Source organism: Spiroplasma sp. SV19 (assembly GCF_030060925.1).
Classification (GTDB): domain Bacteria; phylum Bacillota_I; class Bacilli_A; order Mycoplasmatales; family Mycoplasmataceae; genus Spiroplasma.
In genome coordinates, this window is sequence record NZ_CP045455.1 from 1,108,202 (window position 1) to 1,127,071 (window position 18,870).

At 29.9% G+C, this 18,870-nt stretch carries 19 protein-coding genes and 4 tRNA genes; 19 read left to right on the forward strand and 4 right to left on the reverse strand.

Features of this window, described 5'->3' with window-relative positions; all coding sequences use genetic code 4:
- The 3 genes from gatC to gatB are packed head-to-tail and all read left to right on the forward strand — an operon-like array spanning position 1 to position 3,203.
- A complete protein-coding gene (gatC, locus tag E7Y35_RS05335) occupies positions 1-294 on the forward strand; it encodes an Asp-tRNA(Asn)/Glu-tRNA(Gln) amidotransferase subunit GatC (protein WP_283271961.1) in 294 nt (97 codons plus the stop codon).
- A gap of 1 nt (position 295) precedes the next feature.
- Entirely contained in the window at positions 296-1,768 is a 1,473-nt protein-coding gene (locus tag E7Y35_RS05340) for an amidase family protein (protein WP_283271962.1), read from the forward strand.
- Complete coding sequence (gatB, locus tag E7Y35_RS05345) at positions 1,761-3,203, forward strand: Asp-tRNA(Asn)/Glu-tRNA(Gln) amidotransferase subunit GatB (protein ID WP_283271963.1); 1,443 nt, start codon at positions 1,761-1,763, stop codon at positions 3,201-3,203. Before E7Y35_RS05340 ends, gatB begins: the two co-directional genes overlap by 8 nt.
- A gap of 8 nt (positions 3,204-3,211) precedes the next feature.
- On the opposite strand, the gene E7Y35_RS05350 is transcribed toward gatB, so the two are convergent.
- A complete protein-coding gene (locus E7Y35_RS05350; protein ID WP_283271964.1) occupies positions 3,212-3,913 on the reverse strand; it encodes a potassium channel family protein in 702 nt (233 codons plus the stop codon).
- 103 nt (positions 3,914-4,016) lie between these two features.
- On the opposite strand from E7Y35_RS05350, the gene E7Y35_RS05355 reads away from it, so the two are divergent.
- The 9 genes from E7Y35_RS05355 to E7Y35_RS05395 all read left to right on the forward strand — a co-directional run bounded on the left by E7Y35_RS05355 (position 4,017) and on the right by E7Y35_RS05395 (position 12,189).
- Complete coding sequence (locus E7Y35_RS05355; protein WP_283271965.1) at positions 4,017-5,603, forward strand: TrkH family potassium uptake protein; 1,587 nt, start codon at positions 4,017-4,019, stop codon at positions 5,601-5,603.
- 70 nt (positions 5,604-5,673) lie between these two features.
- Positions 5,674-5,764 (forward strand) — tRNA-Ser (locus tag E7Y35_RS05360).
- Between the two features lie 117 nt (positions 5,765-5,881).
- Positions 5,882-7,420, forward strand: a complete 1,539-nt coding sequence (gene cls / locus E7Y35_RS05365) for a cardiolipin synthase (RefSeq protein ID WP_283271966.1) — start codon at positions 5,882-5,884, stop codon at positions 7,418-7,420.
- A gap of 55 nt (positions 7,421-7,475) precedes the next feature.
- Positions 7,476-8,171, forward strand: coding sequence for an acetyltransferase (locus E7Y35_RS05370; RefSeq protein ID WP_283271967.1), 696 nt, complete (start codon positions 7,476-7,478; stop codon positions 8,169-8,171).
- Positions 8,172-8,174: 3 nt separating this feature from the next.
- Positions 8,175-9,596, forward strand: a complete 1,422-nt coding sequence (gene proS / locus E7Y35_RS05375; RefSeq protein ID WP_283271968.1) for a proline--tRNA ligase — start codon at positions 8,175-8,177, stop codon at positions 9,594-9,596.
- 54 nt (positions 9,597-9,650) lie between these two features.
- The gene (locus tag E7Y35_RS05380) at positions 9,651-10,964 is read left to right on the forward strand and encodes a hypothetical protein (protein ID WP_283271969.1); all 1,314 of its coding nucleotides are present in this window, start codon (positions 9,651-9,653) and stop codon (positions 10,962-10,964) included.
- Complete coding sequence (locus tag E7Y35_RS05385; RefSeq protein WP_283271970.1) at positions 10,945-11,379, forward strand: hypothetical protein; 435 nt, start codon at positions 10,945-10,947, stop codon at positions 11,377-11,379. The genes E7Y35_RS05380 and E7Y35_RS05385 overlap by 20 nt, the downstream gene beginning before the upstream one ends.
- An 85-nt stretch (positions 11,380-11,464) precedes the next feature.
- The gene (locus E7Y35_RS05390; RefSeq protein WP_283271971.1) at positions 11,465-11,689 is read left to right on the forward strand and encodes an acyl carrier protein; all 225 of its coding nucleotides are present in this window, start codon (positions 11,465-11,467) and stop codon (positions 11,687-11,689) included.
- 14 nt (positions 11,690-11,703) lie between these two features.
- Positions 11,704-12,189: a Fur family transcriptional regulator gene (locus E7Y35_RS05395; RefSeq protein ID WP_283271972.1), complete on the forward strand. Its 486-nt coding sequence runs from the start codon at positions 11,704-11,706 to the stop codon at positions 12,187-12,189.
- A 64-nt stretch (positions 12,190-12,253) separates the two neighbouring features.
- On the opposite strand, the gene E7Y35_RS05400 is transcribed toward E7Y35_RS05395, so the two are convergent.
- Positions 12,254-12,589, reverse strand: coding sequence for a hypothetical protein (locus E7Y35_RS05400; protein WP_283271973.1), 336 nt, complete (start codon positions 12,587-12,589; stop codon positions 12,254-12,256).
- A gap of 144 nt (positions 12,590-12,733) precedes the next feature.
- Between E7Y35_RS05400 and E7Y35_RS05405 the strand changes: the two genes are divergently transcribed.
- The 3 genes from E7Y35_RS05405 to E7Y35_RS05415 all read left to right on the forward strand — a co-directional run bounded on the left by E7Y35_RS05405 (position 12,734) and on the right by E7Y35_RS05415 (position 13,082).
- Positions 12,734-12,809 (forward strand) — tRNA-Trp (locus E7Y35_RS05405).
- Between the two features lie 92 nt (positions 12,810-12,901).
- A tRNA-Trp gene (locus tag E7Y35_RS05410) sits at positions 12,902-12,976 on the forward strand.
- A gap of 13 nt (positions 12,977-12,989) precedes the next feature.
- Positions 12,990-13,082, forward strand: a tRNA-Ser gene (locus tag E7Y35_RS05415).
- A 48-nt stretch (positions 13,083-13,130) separates the two neighbouring features.
- On the opposite strand, the gene E7Y35_RS05420 is transcribed toward E7Y35_RS05415, so the two are convergent.
- Positions 13,131-13,988 (reverse strand): DegV family protein, encoded by an 858-nt coding sequence (locus tag E7Y35_RS05420; protein WP_283271974.1) that lies wholly within the window; start codon positions 13,986-13,988, stop codon positions 13,131-13,133.
- Positions 13,989-14,002: 14 nt separating this feature from the next.
- Positions 14,003-14,845, reverse strand: coding sequence for a DegV family protein (locus E7Y35_RS05425; protein ID WP_283271975.1), 843 nt, complete (start codon positions 14,843-14,845; stop codon positions 14,003-14,005).
- Between the two features lie 129 nt (positions 14,846-14,974).
- On the opposite strand from E7Y35_RS05425, the gene E7Y35_RS05430 reads away from it, so the two are divergent.
- The 4 genes from E7Y35_RS05430 to E7Y35_RS05445 are packed head-to-tail and all read left to right on the forward strand — an operon-like array spanning position 14,975 to position 18,816.
- Positions 14,975-16,066 carry a M42 family metallopeptidase gene (locus E7Y35_RS05430; RefSeq protein WP_283271976.1) on the forward strand — a complete coding sequence of 364 codons (1,092 nt, stop codon included), beginning with the start codon at positions 14,975-14,977 and terminating at the stop codon, positions 16,064-16,066.
- Positions 16,067-16,068: 2 nt separating this feature from the next.
- Positions 16,069-16,698, forward strand: coding sequence for a YtpR family tRNA-binding protein (ytpR, locus tag E7Y35_RS05435; protein WP_283271977.1), 630 nt, complete (start codon positions 16,069-16,071; stop codon positions 16,696-16,698).
- On the forward strand, positions 16,685-17,707 hold the full coding sequence (locus E7Y35_RS05440; RefSeq protein ID WP_283271978.1) for a nicotinate phosphoribosyltransferase: 1,023 nt from the start codon (positions 16,685-16,687) through the stop codon (positions 17,705-17,707). The genes ytpR and E7Y35_RS05440 overlap by 14 nt, the downstream gene beginning before the upstream one ends.
- A 41-nt stretch (positions 17,708-17,748) precedes the next feature.
- Positions 17,749-18,816, forward strand: a complete 1,068-nt coding sequence (locus tag E7Y35_RS05445) for a hypothetical protein (RefSeq protein ID WP_283271979.1) — start codon at positions 17,749-17,751, stop codon at positions 18,814-18,816.
- Positions 18,817-18,870: the final 54 nt, after the last annotated feature.

An 18,870-nucleotide genomic window follows, 5' to 3' on the forward strand; every position in this document is an offset into this window, starting at 1 on the left:
ATGGCAAGAATTACAAAAGAAGACTTACGCTTATTAGCAAATGACATTATGCTAGATTTAAAAGATGAAGAATTAACGAAACTAAGTAAAGAGTTTGATGTTATTTTACAACAAATGGATTTGGTACAAAAAATTGATACAACTAATGTTCATTCAATGCATTTTCCGTTTGAATTAACTGTTGATTATTTACGAGAAGATGATGAAATTGTTGTTTCTTCACAAACAGAAATTTTAGCAGCGGCGCCAGAGACAATGAATGATTATATTTTAATTAATAAGGTGGTTACATAATATGTCATATTATTCAATTAAAGAATTACATCAACTTTTGATTGCAAAAAAAATTACGCCATCCCAAATTGTTAAAGAAGCTCTTGCTAATTTAGTTAAGCACCAAGTTTTAAATGCAACAGTAACTGAGTTAACAACTGAGGCAGCGGCGCTAGCTTTAGAATTAGATCACTTGCCAGTACCAACAGATAATTATTTGTTCGCCTTACCATATTTTGCAAAAGATAATTTTGCAACAAAAGGGATTTTAACAACAGCAAGTTCAAAGATTTTAGAAAACTTTGTCCCAACTTATGAATCAACAGTAACTAATATTTTAAAACAAAATAATAGTATCCTTTTGGGGAAAAGCGCATTAGATGAACTCGGAATGGGTGGTCATGGATTATATGCGTTAACTGGTGATGTGTTAAATCCGTGAGATTTAACACGAATTACGGGGGGGTCATCATCAGGGTCAGCAGCATTAGTTGCTGCTGGGGTGGTACCTTTTGCGTTAGGAACAGATACTGGTGATTCTGTTCGGAAACCAGCCGGCTATTGTGGGATTGTCGGATTTAAACCAACATATGGTTTAATTTCCCGTTATGGTGTCTTTCCTTATGCGCCGTCATTAGATACAGTTGGTTATTTTACCCGAACTGTGGAAGATAGTGCAATTGTTTTTGATTATTTAGCCCAAGAAGATCATCAAGATGCTACTTCGCTAAAAAGTAAAGAACAAAACTATTTTAAAAATTTATCAGGAGCAGTTAAACACCAAAAATTTGCTTATTTAAAAAATGCGCACTTATTATTACCAGAGGAAATTAAAACACATTTTGATAATTTATATGCCCAATTAACAGCACAGGGAATTACGATTGATGCAATTGATTTTCCAGAAGACTTGTTAAAAGCATTATTACCGGTTTATATGGTCATTTCTTTTGCTGAAGCAGTAAGTAGTCACTCAATGTTAGATGGAATCAATTTTGGAACACGAGTTGATGGCGATAGTTATCAAGCAGTGATGATGAATTCTCGAACAGAAGGATTTGGACATGTTGTTAAACGCCGTTATGTAATTGGTTCATATGCCTTATCAAAAGAAAACCAAACCTTATTGTTTTTAAAAGCAAAACGAGTTCGTCGATTAATTGTTGACGCTTTAACAGCGGTTTTTAAGGAATATGATATTTTATTATTACCAGCAGCATCAAGTATTGCGCCGAAGATTAGTGCTATTAAGGATCAAATTTTAACCGAAGCGGAATTGGAAAATTACGTTGATGATTTATTGGTGTTAGGTAATTTAATGGGGAATCCGTCCTTAACATTGCCACTTGCTTTTGTTGATAATATGCCAATTGGAATTAACGTTAACGCAGCTCCGTTTGCTGATCAAAAGGTCTTTAATGCAAGTTTATTACTAGAAGAAATAATTGGAATTAAAAACAGCGTTGCTCCAGAAGGAGGAAAAAATAATGGTTAATTTTGAAGCAGTAATTGGAATTGAAAATCATGTTGAATTAAAAACAAAAACAAAAATGTTTTCATCGGGTCCTGTTACTTATGGTGCTAAACCAAATAGTATGGTTAATGTGATGGATGTTGGTTATCCGGGTGTGATGCCAACAGTTAATAAAAAAGGAGTTGAATTAGCATTACTTGCTTGCCAAGCACTTAATTTAACGATTGATCCAATTGTTCAATTTGATCGAAAAAATTATTATTATCCTGATTTGGCAAAAGGATTTCAAATTACTCAACAATACTATCCAATTGGTCGCAATGGGCATTTAACAATTACTGATGAAGATGGGACATCGTTGCAAATTGCGATTGAACGGTTACATATTGAAGAAGATACTGCAAAGCAATTACATGAAAATGTAGGTACTTTATTAGATTATAATCGTGCGGGGATTGCTTTAATTGAAATTGTGACACAACCAGTGCTCCGATCAGCTTTTCAAGTGCGAAAATATTTAGAAGCGCTACGAGAAATTTTAATTTATACGCAGGTTAGTGATGCAAAAATGAACGAAGGTTCCCTGCGCTGTGATGTTAATATTTCATTACGACCAGTCGGGATTTCAACTTTTGGAAATAAAGTTGAGTTAAAAAATTTGAATTCAATCGCTAATGTTGAAAAAGCAATTGAATATGAAATTAAACGCCAAACCGAAATTTTATTAATGGGACAAACAGTTGAACAAGAAACGCGTCGCTTTGATGAAAAAACTAAAACAACGGTTTTAATGCGTAAAAAAACAGATGCGACTGATTATAAATATTTCTCAGAGCCAAATATTTTTCCAATTCAATTATCATCAACTTGGATTAATGATGTGTTAGAGAAGATTCCTGAATTGCCAGCAGTTAAACGTCGACGTTATTTAACGGAATTAAAGTTAAAAGCGACTGATGTTGATATTATTTTACAAGATTATGATTTAATGACTTTTTTTGAAGCAGCAATTCAGTTATCATCCCAATATGAAACAATTGTCCATTATTTAATTGGTGATGTTGCAGCTTATTTAAATCAAAAAAATTTAGGATTAGGAGAAACAGCATTAACACCACAAAATTTAGTGGCAATGATCAAGTTAGTTGCCAAAAATATAATTTCTAATAAACAAGCAAAAACAGTATTACAACGGATTTTAGTCGAAGATTATCCTCCCGAAAAAATTGTTGCTGATTTAGGGTTAAGACAAGTTAGTAATCCAACAGAAATCAGAGCAATTATTGAACCAGTTTTTGATAGTAATTTAACAATGTTAGAACAGTATGAACAACGTCCAGAACGAGTTATTAAGTTTTTTATGGGTGAATTAATGAAATTAACAAAAGGTCAAGTTGCCCCTGAAATTGGGCAAGAAGTCGTTCTTGAGTTAATTGCGATAAAACAAGCAAAATAAAAAGATGGTTATTTACCATCTTTTTCATATTCATGCTCAATTTTTTGCAGTTTAATGGTCAAATCATTAATTGCACTGATTTTAGCAATAAATAATAATTCATCATCCAATTTTATTGTATCAACATCTCCTGGTAAAATAACTCGTCCTTTGCGCTTAACATAAACAATATTATAATCTTTATTATTAATAAAACGTAAGTCAGATAGTGATTGGCCTTCAATACTTGGATCAGTTACTTGAATGGTTAATGATGCATAGTTTTCATCAACAGTTTGAATTTCAATTTCAATATCAAACATTGCTTTTGTCGCAGTAATACTTCCAGCCATGGTATCGGGTTGGACAATATTGGTAATTCCTAATGCTTTTAAAATTCGTGTATGACGAATATCTTTTGATTTTGCAATAATATTGGTAATTCCAATATCTTGTAAACCAATGATGGTTAAAACACTAGCTTCAATATTACTTGCCATAGTAACAATGATTGTATCATATTGATCTAATCCTTGTTCAATTAAATTTGCCTTAACTGTGGAATCTAATGCGACACCATCAACTTGGTCATAACTAGCAATCATATTATTAACTTTGGCTTGATCAACATCAAAAACCATAATATGTTGTTTTCGTACAATTAATGTCTCAATGATTGAACGACCAAAGTTATTTAGTCCAATAATTGCAAAACTTTTTCTTCGTGCCATTGAATGCTCCCCCTTATTGCAATTTTAATTATACTATTTTTTTTATTATTAGCAATAATTAGTGCTTGTAGTATATAATATTAATGAAAGAGGGGCGTAAACGGTGTTTTATCAGTTATATTTTAAAAATATTTTTAAAAGAAAAAACGATAGTAAGCGACAACGTAATAATGACCCGGGAGCACCATTAACACGGCGACGTCATTGGTTACCTTTCTCAAAGATAGCGGGAAGATTATTTTTAGTTTATATTTTAATTGTTTTTTTAGGGGGATTATTATTATCAATTCCAGGCTTTGTTAATAATGTTAACCGAGTGGTTCGTGATGGCTATGGTAATATTTTAGGAACTTATAATTTTTCATGAAATTATTTAGTAGGATTATTTACTGCCTCAAGTGCTTTTTCTGATACAGGGATAACCATTAGTAATCCGGCTGCTGATTATAGCTTTTGAGGACAATTAGTAATTTTAATTTTAATTCAAACTGGTGGTTTTGGAATTGTTACCTTTAAAATCATGATTTTCGTCTGATTAGGACGACGAATTTCAATTAAGGATAAAATGTTGGTGCAAGGAGAACGTGGAAGTAGTAATTTTGGTCATACTGTTGATTTAATTAAAAATAGTTTTATTTTTTTAATTATTTTAGAATGTTTTGGCGCAATTTTATTATTTTTTAACTTTTATTTTTCATCGGCATCAATTGAAGGAAAATATATGATAGATAATGTAACCTATCATAATTTTTGACGAAGTTTATGGAGTGGAGTTTTTCACTCGATATCTTCAATTAATAATGCTGGATTTGATATTATTGGAAATTCATCATTAATGCCTTATAATAGTAATTATTTTATGCAATTTGTTTTTATGTTCCAATTTGTTATTGGAGGATTAGGGTTTCCAACTTTTTATGACTTAAAACGTAAGTTTGTTGCTTGACGCCGAAAAGAACATGCTAAATTTACTTTATTTACAAAAATTAATTTAATTACTTATGTCGGATTATCAATTGTGGGAGTTTTTAGTGTTTGATTAATTGAGTTTACTAATCTTAATGCTACTGCGGGTGCTAATGGTCCATACATTGAAAGTATTCTACGAAATTCAACATCAAATTGAAACGGATTTATGAATATTTTCTTTAATACAATGTCAACCAGAAATGCTGGATATTCAACAGTTGATATGAGTAAATTTTTGCCCGGATCACGAATCGTGATGTCAGTTATGATGTTTATTGGATCAGCACCATCATCAACTGCGGGGGGAATTCGAACAACAACTTTAGCAGTTATTATTATCACGGTTTGATCCATTATTCGGAATAATAATAGTGTTAATGTTTTTAAACGAAAAATTCCAAATGAAACTGTTAAACGAGCACTAGCTGTAACAACAATTTCAGGAGCGCTAATTATGGGAGCTGTTATTTGTATTAGTGCTGAAAATCCTAATATTGATGTTTTAAATGCCTTCTTTACAATTTGTAGTGCCTTTGGAACAACAGGATTAAGTACTTTAAGTTTTCCAGAGTTATATAATTTAGGGGTTTTAAGTACCTTAGTCTTAATTTTATTAATGTTTATTGGACAGTTGGGAGTTTCATCAACATTATTAGTTTCAATCCGTGGAAGTGGAGAGAAAGAATATAGTTATGTTGAAGAAAATATTTTAATTGGTTAGTTTTTTAGAAAATAACTATTTTCCCTTGTTTAAAATGATATCTTTTGTATAATATATAAGGTATCAATTTGGAACAGTACTCAAGTTGGTGAAGAGGGCACCCTGCTAAGGTGTTAGGTCGGGTAACCGGCGCGAGAGTTCGAGTCTCTCCTGTTCCGCCATTAATTTATTGATTTTAAACTAAAAAGAAACAAAAAGGAGTTATAATATACCTATAACTCTTTTTAAATTATTGGTATAATAAACTTGTTAAGATGATGCAATAAAGGGGAAACATAATGAAAAATTGATTAAAAATTATTTTATCAATGATTTTTTTATTTGGAATGGCAATTATGGGATTAATAGTGGTAACCATTATTTTTAATGTCAATTTTGGATATATTTTTTTAGGAATTGTCATTATTGATTTAATTTTTTCATTCTTTTTCTTTTTTTCAAAACGGCGTTATGAGGTTAAGTTTTCTTGGATTATTTTTATTAATTTTGTGCCTTTTATTGGGTTATGTTCGTATGTTTTTTTTGGGCGTAAATATCATTATTCAAATGAAAAATCATTATTATACAATCATTTAAATAAATTAGAATATAATACTTATACTGAAAAAAACAAAACGAGTTTAACAGAATATACAAGTTCTCAACAGAAATTTGGGAATGTTGTTGAATTACTAATGCATAATGCTAATAAACCATTATATCAAAATAATAGGATTGAAATTTTAACAAACGGAACACGGGTTTTTAAATCGTTACTAACTGATTTGCAACAAGCACAAGAATATATTTTGTTAACTTATTTTATTGTTGCTGATGGTGAACTATTTGAATCATTCTTAGCAGTTTTAAAGGAACGGATTACAGCTGGGGTTCGAGTTTATATGATTTATGATCATGTTGGTAGTTATTTTAAAATTAGTAAAAAAAGTATCAAAAAATTAATGAAAGCTGGGGTTCAAGTTCATAAATATTTGCCAATCATTACACCCTTTATTAGTGGGAATGCAAATTATCGTAATCACCGGAAAGATGTTATCATTGATGGTTTAATTGGGTATACGGGGGGAGTTAATTTAGCTGATTTGTATGCTGATAAATCATGAAAATTTGGAATTTTTCATGACACCCAAGTTCGTATTGAAGGAGAAGCTGTTCGTGGCTTAGAAGTTATTTTTGCAGATGATTGGTATTTTGCCACAAAACGTCATGAAAAAATTACTGAATTAGAACCAAAGGTTCTTGCTGCAAAAAAATATAATATTAGTGGAAAGTCACATTTGCAAATTGTTAATCATAGTCCTAGTATTGATCATTCAATTACAGAAGACTTATATATTTCGTTAATTAATAAAGCACGAAAAAGAATTTGATTATCAACTCCATATTTTATTCCACCAAATGAAGTTATTCAAGCTTTGATTTTAGCTGCTCGTGCAGGAGTTGATGTGCGTTTAACGATTCCAGGTTTAACAGATAAAATCTTTGTGTTAGATTTAACAAAAAGTTATTGTAAAGATTTGATTGCTAATGGTGTTAAAATTTATGAAATGAATAATATGTTTAATCATAATAAAATTGCGATTTTTGATGATGAAGTGGCTGTGATTGGAACATGTAATTTAGATTATCGAAGTTTCTTTTCTGATCATCAAACAACAGCTGTTATTTATGACCCAGCAGTTGTAGCAAGTTTTATTCCGCGCTGAGAATGAGATTACCAACATGCCATTTTATGACATGAGTGGCCAATTAAATATAAGCCACTAAGTTATCGTTTATTATTAACATGTTTAAAATTAGTTGCGCCAATCTTATAAGTTAAGGAAAAATCAAGTATAATTTTTTTGTATAGTTATTATTCAAGGAGGGTTAATGATGTTATTTAATAAATTAAAAAAGAAAGATGATGACAAAACCGTAAGCGATGATAAAAAAGCAAAAAAACGAAATTTATTACAAGAAGAATTATCAGCAACGGATAATTTAGAAACAAGTTTATTTGAAGATGATGATGACGATCAAGGTAAGATTAAAGCTGGCTTTGGTTTTAAGCGTCGTAAAACATATAAAATTATTAAAGAATTAAATCGTCAACGAATTAAATCGTTATTATTTTATACTGACACTAGTAATGTTTTACGACAATTAGAATTTGGATTACAACCAGTTCAGAATATTCATTTGGCAAAAGAAAGTGAATATATTGTTTGAACTTATTTAGAAAAACCTGATCATTTGGAATTTGAATTAGACAATTCAACCCGTCATTATTTTTGAAGTTGAGTTGCAGAACAAAAAGTTGATCCAACTCAAATTGCTGTTATTGCGATTGATATTAAAAAGTTATTTACTTTAACAAAAAAAGATTGAGAATATGATGATGTTACTCGTCGAATAAAAATTTTTGAAGATGTTCATCCTGAAGCCATTCGTTGAATTTTAATGAAAAATAATCAGTATTTAAATCGGATTCAAACGTATGTTAAAAGTAATCATTTAAGTCTTAAAGTTTTTCAAGGTGAAAAAGGAAATATTTCTGATCTTTTAACAGAAAATAGAAAGAAGTAAATTATGAAGAAAAAGTTAGATAAAATTACACCACGAGAAACTGATTTTGCCCAGTGATATACGGACATTGTTTTAAATGCTGATTTAATTAGTTATGGTGCTGTTAAAGGAACAATGATTTTTAAACCTTATGGTTATGCAATTTGAGAAAGCATTCAGAAATTTTTAGATGTAGAATTTAAGAAAGTTGGAGTCAAAAATGTTTATTTTCCGTTGTTGATTCCAAAAACTCTTTTTAATAAAGAAAAAGACCATATTGAAGGGTTTTCACCTGAAATTGCAACTGTCACAAAGGTTGGCGACAAAGTTTTAGATGAAGAACTTTATATTCGACCAACATCAGAAGTTCTTTTTGGGACCTTTTTTAGTAAAGAAATTCAAGGTTATCGTGACTTGCCATTATTATATAATCAATGAGTAAATGTTTTGCGATGAGAAAAAACAACCCGACCTTTTTTACGAACTAGTGAATTTTTATGACAAGAAGGTCATACAATTCATGCAACAAAGCAAGAAGCGCGTGATTTTACTTTAAAAATTTTAGATATTTATGCTGAATTTGCCCAAAAAACATTATTATTACCAGTTATTAAAGGGCAAAAAACAGAGCGTGAAAAATTTGCTGGTGCCGAAGAAACATATACGATTGAATCGTTAATGTATGATGGTCAAGCTTTACAATGTGGAACTAGTCATTATTTTGGTCAAAATTTTTCAAAAGCTTTTGATATTAAATTTGCAAATCAACAAAATGAATTGGAAAATGCTTATTCAACATCATGGGGGGTTTCAACCCGTTTAATTGGTGGAATTATTATGACCCATAGTGATGACAATGGGCTTGTTTTACCACCAGCGATTGCACCAACTCAAATTATGATTTTACCAATTGCCAATGATCATCCACAGTTGCAAGTTGCTCAAAAGTTACAAATTGAGCTACAAGAATATCGTTGTGAAATTGATCAGTCAGATAAAAGCTTTGGTTTTCGTGCCGCGAATGCTGAAATTAAAGGGATTCCCTTGCGAATTGAAGTGGGACCTCGTGATTTAGAAAAAAACCAAGTGACAATTGCGCGGCGTGATACTTTTGAAAAATTTTCTGTGCCATTAACTGCAGTAAAAGAAACTGTTGCAAAGATACTATCTGAGATTGCAACAAATTTATTTCAAAGAGCACTAGATAACCGTCAGCAACGGACACAAGAAATTACAACTTATGATGATTATTTAAAGGCACTGGCAAAAGGGAATGGTTTATTTTTAGTACCATTCTGTGGTCGAATTGAATGTGAAGATGTGATTAAAGCAGAGACACAAACAACTTCTCGTTGTATTCCCTTTGATGTAACACCACAAAAAGCAGTTTGTTTTCATTGCGGTCAATCAGCGGCTAATCTAGTTTACTTTGCTCGTGCTTATTAATTTCAAGGAAATCTCCTTAATTTTTGGTAAATGCTAATTAAGGAGGTTTTTATTTTGTTTGGTGGAAATTTTATTGACCAACCATTAGCAGTACTTAATTCGTTTCAGTTTGCTCCTAACAATGAAATTAATTTAGCATTAGATTTTACAATTCCCCTGTTTAGTTTTGATAATGGCGATAACAATCAAGCTTATGCTTTTTATATTCGACCAAATATTGGTAATATTAAACCATGATTTACAGAAAGTGGACGGCCAACAATAGCCCATCAAGTTGACCGGAGACAATCCAATAATATTGCTAATATTTTTCAAAAACATTTTCTTTCATTTAATTATAGTTTCTCAATGTTAGAAATATATTGGAATTTTAACAACAAGAAAAATTGTAAAATAACAACCCAATTACAGACGGGTTATAGTCAAACAGTTTTTCAAATTTCAAATCTTGCAGTTAAATATTCAAACTGGGGGAAAGTTGTTGTTCCGGGACAATGTCTTGATGAAGACAAAATTAATAAAATTAGTCTTGTTATTAGTGTTCCCACTATAAAGGACAATGTCTTAATAACAAAAAATTCTTATCAAGAACTTTATCTAAATTTTAGGAATAGAAAGCAAACATATGATCAAACAAGCAAAATAATAGGAGTTATTCAGTATAAAAATTATGATGAAAAAAAGAAACGATTTCAAACTTTGCAAAATGTTTTTGAACATTATTTTGAATTTATTAGAGCTTTGCCTCGTGGTGAACAGATAAGATCTTTATTTTTCGTACGAAGTTTTAGTTCTTTTTATTCTAACTATGTATCAAATTTCCCAATTGATTTTTACTCAAAAATAACAAAGTTATGAACATTTTTTAATAATCATTATCTTTTAATTCCAACAATAACAACAATAAAAAGTAAGGAAACAAAATATAATTTTAAATCATTAAATGGTTATTTAAAATATAATTCACAACAAAAACTATATGAACATTTTTTTACTGATAATATGATTTATAATCAAGCCAAAAATCATATTGAAATTAGTACAAGCAATAATTTTTCTAACAAAAATTTTTTGGTACATCCGTTTTTACAACAAACAAAGGTAACTTTTACTACGCAGTTAGAAGGATTTAATATTAATTTTACACAAGACATTACTTTTAAACCAAATATTTTAAGGCCGCAAATTAATAATAGTTTTACGCCAGAGGATAATTGATTCGATAATTTAACGATGGCATATTATATTTGTCACCAAAAATTAACAAATTACTATAATAAGGAATTTAACCAGGAATTACTTACTCAATTTGACTTTGATTTTTTATTAGCAACAAAGGTAGTTAACAATGAAAAAAGTTTTAATTAAGAGAACTATTATTATTCTTGGTTTTTTGGTCCCGGTTGCTATTTTTTTAAGTGTTATTTTTGTTTTTATTTATAAAAATGTGTTAATTAACAGTAATAAACCTGACCCTAAATTAGAAGTTTTTAATAAAGATGGTAAGACAGAATTAGAGCCAAATTCTAACAAGACGCCATTAGATCCAAAGCGGTTACGATTAAAAGTCAGTTATGTTTATGGGGAATATTATTTTAATAATGATCGCTTTCACCACTATTTTTTAAGATGGTGGATTCCACAATTGGTTTTATTACAGTCATCTACTAGTTATCTTAGTTTCTATTATAGTAATGAACAAATTGCTTATTCCAAAGTGATTTTAATTTATCATTATCATAATAAACAACAATTATATCGAGTTTGAAAAATAACCCTTTAGAGACAGGGAATAATAGGGAGTCTATTATTTTATGGTTAAACTTGATATAATAATGTTATCGAAACAAGAAGGTGAGGAATTTTAAGTGGATGTGTTAAATGAAATTAAAAAAGTTTTAAAAGAACATGGAGTTTCAAAACAGGTTGATTTGAACACAGAATTTAAATCATTAGGGTTAGATTCATTAGATTTGATGGATTTAGTAATTGGCGCTGAGAAGAAATTTGGAATACAAATACCAGATGATAAATTAACAGATATTAAAACTGTGGCAGATTTAGTTAAGATTATTGAAGAAATTAAAAAATAAAGGAGCTGGTAAAAATGGCATTATCATATGAAAGCATTGTGCAGTTATTGAAAAGTAAAAATTACCGCATTACCGAAATTAGATTGGCAGTTATTAAAATTTTAACAGAAAAACAACATTTAACTTTATCAGAAATTGTTGACTTGTTAGAACAAGAATTTAAAAATGTTAATTTAATGTCAGTTTATAACACAATTGACTTATTAATTAGTGAACATGTTGTTTTTACTAATTCTTTTGATGGTAAGCAAATTTGATATGATTTAGCTGAGAACCCATCATTTCATATGGTGTGTGACATTTGTAAAAATGTTGTTCATATTAAGGATTCAAAAATTTTACAAGAAATTAAGTTAGATAACTTAAAAGAAGTAATGACAAATACTAATTGAAAGCCAGTACACTTTAAAATTGAAGGACATGGAATTTGTGACCAATGTCATAATAAAAAAAATGAACATTTTCATTTTGACGAAAATTTTAATGATGACAATGAATAAAATAAAAATTACCATAAATCTTTTAAGACGAGGTAATTTTTTTATTTTAAAAGCGCTAGTTAATTTAGTAATGTTTAATGGTAAAGTTTATATTTTTTGAAAAATCAATTCTCAAAAATGAACTTAATGTAAGGTACCACACACATTGAATGTTTTTAAATCACTCAAAACTATAAGAATTTTTAAAAAACTCTTTAATTTTGTTTGATCAATTGTAAAATGTTTGTTTTCCTTTATAAAATAATTTAATTAACTGATTTAATGAATGGGTTTTAAGATAATATTTATGACATAAATTAAAATAATTTGTTGCCTTAGTTGCTGTAACTTGTCCATATCATTTTTTAAAACCATGATGTAATTTATATAACTCGTTTTCTGTAATAATACTTGCTATCATTTTAAACCTCCTAATTTAATTTTAAAGATTTAGGTGGTCTTAAATGTGTATGGTTTTCACAATAAAATAAATAAAATTATTTGCTATTTCAAATTATTTTGTTAAAATAATTAAGTGTCAATTTTGATACTTAATTTCGATTTTAGGGGTATAGTTCAAATGGTAGAACATCGGACTTCAAATCCGAGTGTTGTGGGTTCAAGTCCTGCTACCCCTGCCATGATGTTTTATAAGTTGAAAGTATGAAGATACTTTTTTTATTTTAAAACCATTATGCTTTTAAAATATTTGTGTTATGATTTAAAAGGATTTAGGGGTGTAGTTTAATGGTAGAACAGCGGTCTCCAAAACCGTACGTTGTGGGTTCAAGTCCTATCACCCCTGCCAGGATAATAAAATTGGAAGTATACCCAAGTCTGGTTGAAGGGGGCGGTCTCGAAAACCGTTAGATGGAGTGATCCATGCAAGAGTTCGAATCTCTTTACTTCCGCCATTACAAAAAAATAAAAAACCATTTCTAAATTAGAAATGGTTTTTCTATTTATTTATCTTCTGGAATTGCAACAAAGGCAATGGTATCTAAACCAGCATGAGCAACAAAAATATTAGCTAATTGTTCGGTATGATAATTTACTTTTAATTCATCCAATTTTTGGGTTACATTATCTCAAACTTTATCAGTACATTCACTTGTTTTTAAAACAAATAATTGAAATTTTTCTTTAAGGGTTTTTTTAAATTTATCTCATGTTTCAACTAATGCTTCAATTAAGTTATTTAGTGTTCGCGATGAAGCAATTTTCTTAGGATATTCACCTCATTGAATTAAAATCTTAATTTTAAATAAGTTAATTAATGATAATAACACTTTTCCAACGCGTCCTCCTCTTGATAAACGGTCTAAACTACCAGGGATCATTGCCATATATGTTTTTTGCTCTAAAACATTTGTTTTTGCAATAATTTCTTTAACAGTAAGATTCTGCTTTGTTAATTCATTAGCATAAATCACCAATGTTTTTAAGGCAAAAGCAGCAGTGTGGTTTCGAACAACATGGACCTTTCCACGATATTGTTCGTCTTGACTTAAAGTATATGCTGTTGCATATTGACTTGAAAGTTTTTCTGCAATAGGGTAGTGAATAATTTCGTCATATGTTTTTAAAATTTCATCATATTTCGCCATTAATTCACCCGTTGAAGCCTGGCTTGTTTTAGTAACTCCTGTTTTAACAATATCATAGAAGTGATATTTTTTTGTTTCTTCTTCTGTATCCAAAATGTCTGTCTCATTATTCAAAATAATGTGTAAAGGAATAACATAGATTCCTAATTTCTTAATTTCTGCTGTTGTAAAACCGGCTGATGAGTCAGTTAGGATTGCAATTTTTTTGTTCATAAAGTTATCCTCCTTTATTTATCTCAACATACTAGGACAACGGTGTTAGGACCAGTGTGAGCAGCAATAACGTTTGCTAAAATGTATGTTGAAGTAATTATAGCACCAGCATTCGTAATTATTTGATAAACTTCATCTAAAGTTTCTTTATCTGTTTTGGAATGCAGTAAAATAATGTTTTTTCAATTTTGACGTTCCTTTTTTATTTGTCCAAAAGCTGTTTCGACCGCTTTTTTAAATGTTCTTGTTTTGTCAAATTTATCAATTCGACCATCATATCTTAAAATTGGTGTTATTTTTAATAGTGATGCTAATGCTGCTGCTGCTGCAGTAATGCGTCCTCCGCGTTTTAAAGTTTCTAAACTTTTTGGAATAATAAATGCACTAAATTTTGTTTTAATAACATCAATTCTTGGCTGAAATTCTGTTAACTCAACGCCTTCTTTAATTCAACTATAAATTAGATCAATCATATAAACTAATAGTTCACTAACACCATCAGTATCAATCACAAAGACCTTTCCTTTATAGTCTTCACCTTGGGCTAACATTGAAATATTTTCGTGTTGACCTGATAAACCCTTTGATAATCCCACAAAAACAATATTATCGTATTTTTTTAATAGTTCATTTCAAGTATTTAGCATTTTTCCCATTGGGATTTGACTTGTTTTAATTACTTGATGTTCTAAGATATCATAAAATTCATTAAATGAAATAATATCTTCATCATCTTCAACTTCACTCCCGTCTGGGAAATTTAATAATAACGGTAGTAAATAAGTGTCTTCATATTTTTTTATTTCATCCTTCTTAAGTCCTGATGATGAATCTATTATTAATGCAACTTTGCGCATAAGTGCCCTCCATTTATTTTCTATAAATTTAACTATCATTGAATTTTAGTTATTATATTGTTAAACTCTTAACAATATAATAATTATAAACTTTGATATAATAATTTCAAGGACGAAAGGAAGATAAAGATGAAAATTACTAATGAAAAGAAAATAATGTATGAAAACATTCTACAAGCATTTGGCCCATCAGGATGTGAAGAGCAAGTTGTTACATTAATGAAGCAATATTATCAAAAATATACAACCGAAATAATTCAAGATAATTTAGGCAGTTGTTTTGCCGTTATTCGTAACCAAAAGGGAATTAAAAACGCTAAAAAGGTTATGTTAATGGCTCATGGCGATGAAGTTGGTTTTATGGTCAGCCAAATTAATGAAAAAGGCTTGATTCGGATTAATCCATTAGGAGGAATTTGAGAGCAAACATTATTAGCAAAGCGCGTAAAATTGTTAAAAGATGATGGAACTTTTATCATAGGAGCTATTTCAGCGATTGCTCCTCATTTGTTATCGCCAGAAGCACGTTCAAAACCAACACCAATTGCAAATATGTTAGTTGATTTTGGCTTTACATCAAAAGCAGAAGCATATGCTGCTGGGATTCGAGAGGGCAATTTTGTTATTTGTGAAGGACCAACAGTTTTTTTAAGCGATAAACGGTTATTATCAAAAGCAATTGATAACCGAATGGGTGTTATTTTAGGTTTAGAAGTTTTAGAACAAATTAAAAATAAAATATTGGACTTTGATTTATATGTTGGTTTTAGTGTCCAAGAAGAAGTTGGCACTCGTGGAGCTGCAACGGCGACAGCTTTGATTAAACCTGATTTTGCAATTGTAACCGATGTTTCACCAGGGCAAGATTATGAGTCAGCAAATACTTTTGGGCAATTAGGGCAAGGTGTGATGCTGCGAGGAATGGACAATGGTTATGTTACTCGCCATGATTTAATCAAATATCAACTTGATTTAATGCAACGATATCAAATTAAATATCAGTTTTATATTTCACCAGGTGGGACTGATGCTGGGCGTGTTCATTTATTTGATTGTGGAATCCCAACTATTCAAGCCTGTTTAATTGCTCGTAATTTACATACAATTAGTGGTATTATTGATTTAGATGATTTTAATGAAACAATTAAGTTGGTAACAACTATTATTGAAGATTTAAATGAGACAAAAATTAAGAATTTTAATTGAAGCGAGAAGAGGTAAAAATGGAAACAAAATTAATTGGTTTATTTTATCAACCGAACTTTGATGTTTTGATTGGTTATGAGCCAAGCGTTACCCAAGGAGAGTACATTATTAAGAAAGAATTAGTTTTCTTTCATAATAAAAATAAGCAAGACTATAGTTTTAATTTGTTAAATGCTAGCCAGCATTTAATAACAAAGTTGAGGTCAGGTATTAATAGTGATAATCAACTACTAGTAACAGAGTTAGCAACGATGTTTAAAAAAGAAGGATATTTATTTCAAAATATTAATATTAAACCACAATTTGTTGTTGGTCAAATTTTAGAACGCAAACAGCATCCTAATTCTGATAAATTAAATATTTGTCAAGTTACCATTGGGCCGGAAATTGTTCAGATTATTTGTGGAGCAGATAACTGTGATGTTGGTCAATTAGTTGTTGTTGCACGAGTTGGAGCAATTATGCCATCCACAATACAAATTATTCCTAGTGAATTACGGGGTGTTATTTCAAATGGAATGCTTTGTTCAGAACGAGAATTAGGTTTGCCAGTTTCTAGTGTTGGTAAAAAAATTATGTTATTATCATCAAAACAATATCATCTTGGAAATAGTTTTTGAAAGGAATATTATAATGAGCAAAATTAAAACAGGATATTATAGTGCTGTTTATTTTTTAAAGACAGCTAATATTTTACAAAATGAGAAACCAAATGATGTCGTAACAATGCAATTTTTTCAGCGTGAAGAAAACGTTATTTTAGCGGGTGTTAATGAATGTGTTGAATTATTAAAAACAGAAACTTTTAATCCAGAAACACTTGAAATTTCGGCTTTAACTGATGGTGATTTAATTCAACCACATGAACCGGTATTAAAAGTAGTCGGGCATTATTATCAATTTGGTCATTTGGAAGGAATTATTGATGGTATTTTAGCACGACAAACTAGTATTGCCACTAATTGCCATCGAGTTTTACAGGTAGCAAATAATAAACCAGTTATTTATATGAATGATCGTAGTGATTATTATTATAATCAAGAAAATGATGGCTATGCTGCTAAAGTTGGGGGAATTACTAATTTTGTGACGGTAGCGCAAGTAACAAAATTAGCTGGTAATTATGAGCCGATGGGAACCGTGCCCCATGCTTTAATTCAAGCTTTTAATGGTGATTTAATTGCAGCATTACATGCTTATCAACGGTTTTATCCAACTGATAAATTAGTAGCTTTAGTTGATTATAATAATGATGTTATTACTGATACGCTAAAAGTTGCTACTGAGTTTCCAAATTTATATGCTGTTCGAATTGATACATCGCCAGCTTTGATTGATAAATTTTTTCTTGGTAAAGAAAAACAATATCCAGTTGGCGAAATTAATGGGGTAAATAAACATTTAGTTTGTGCTTTACGTCAACAATTAGATCAACAAGGTTATGATTATGTTAAACTTATTGTTTCTTCAGGATTTAATGTCCAAAAAATTATTGAATTTGAAAAGGAAGGAGTACCAGTAGATATTTATGGAGTTGGTCAATCGTTAGCAAAAATTAATATTGGTTTTACTGGTGATGCGGTTCAATTAAATGGCATTGATCAAGCCAAAGTTGGTCGTCATAACATTATTTCAAATCGACTAGTTAAAAAGTAAGAAATGTTTTATAATATAGGTAAATAAAGGGGGTTTTCATGATGAATGAAAATAAAAACCAAAAAATAGAATCTTATTATAATCATGATGATGCATATCCTCATCAAAAGCGTGAACAAAAACAGCAAACAGAAGAAACAACAAAAACAACTAGTGTTGATCATAATGTTGAGAAAAAACCTCCTTTAAATTCATTAGGAGAAGTTATTTCGCCATTGTATGGGAAAAAACTTGATGGTGCTAATGAATTTAAAAACACGATGAGTAATTATGAACATAATTTGCATGATGAAGTAGAAAATGCTGCTTCAAATTCAATTAATGAAATTATTGAACAAAAAATTGTTGAGAAGAAAGCTGAATTGGCAAAAATCCATGTTGTTGAAGAAAAGATTCCAAATGTTGAAAAAGCGAATGTTGAACGATATTTTAAAAAATATGATCCGTTAACAGATGGTGGCACAATTAAATCAACTTTGAAAAATCGTAATAAATTATCAGAGCAAGCAGCGAAAACTGTATCATTTTTATTTAAACCACGTAAGAATGGGGAAAATATTTTTGGTGAACGAACAGCTGAATTAACATTGGAATTAGAACAAATTAAAGAAAAAATTAGTAATCCGAAACCTCGTCATCAAGTAGATGAATATGAACAAACAGCATTGTTTAAAGGACTGGAAGAACAAAAACTAATTAATGAACAAATTCGGCAAGCGGTGGCTGAAGCCTACCATATTGATGATAATTTTTCAGAAAATATGCCATTAGAAGAACGCCGTCGCTTAATTCAAAATAACTCAACTAAAGCGGGAGCAGTTAGATTTAAGGCATTACTTAATTTACAAGAAAGTAATTTAAACAATCAATTTCTACGTCGTTCAAAATCGCTTACCCCATATCATAAAAATTTGCATGATTTACGAAAAGAGAATTCTAATTCAGAAACAAAACATGTTAATGATTATTATACTAATCGTAATCCATATTTATCACGAATGTTAGAAATGGAAGAACGAACAGCAAGGGCGGCGGAAGAAAAGCGAAAAGAACGAATTAAAGCCCAAATTAATGAAAGTCAAAATCTTGATAAAGATGAGAATAAATAAGTATTTTTATTTTGATATTAGATAAAATAAGTTATAATGTAAAAGTAATATTTA